1 pseudogene is annotated in these 565 nt (G+C 64.2%); it reads right to left on the reverse strand.

Annotated features, from left to right (window positions below):
- Positions 1-445 (reverse strand): annotated as a pseudogene (locus ACSVDD_RS29740) (transposase); the annotation flags it as partial.
- Between the last annotated feature and the right edge of the window lie 120 nt (positions 446-565).

Raw genomic sequence — 565 nt, forward strand, 5'->3', positions numbered from 1 at the left:
CATCATCGTTCATGACGACAGCTTGGAGATCCGCCATGTCATCCCGCTGCACGACCCGCCGCCGGGGCACGAGCCGGTGCCGACGGCCGGGGCGAATGGTGGATTGCGTTCGGATGGTGTGCACCCGGCAGCGTTGCCACGTCGCCTGGAAGACCCGGCTGACGGCGGCCTTGATGCCGCCATGGGCGTCGGAGATGACCAGCTTGACCCCGCTCAGGCCGCAGCGCTTGAGCTTGCGCAGGAACTCGACCCAGAAGGTCTCGGCCTCCGACGGACCGATGTCCATGCCCAGCACCTCGCGCCGGCCATCAGTGTTCACCGCCACCGCGATGGTGACGGCGACTGAGACGATCCGACCGTTCTGACGGACCTTCACATAGGTGGCGTCGAGCCACAGGTAGGGCCAGTCGCCTTCGATGGGACGACCAAGGAAGGTCTTCACCCTGCACGCCGCCAATTACGATGACCGCCTGACGACGATTGGAGGTTCTTCCGCATTTTTGGTGCAAAACAGCCCTCGGTGGAATGGCTTTAGGGACGACAACTTCACGCGGCGGCCAGAACC

The organism is Azospirillum terrae, assembly GCF_053470425.1.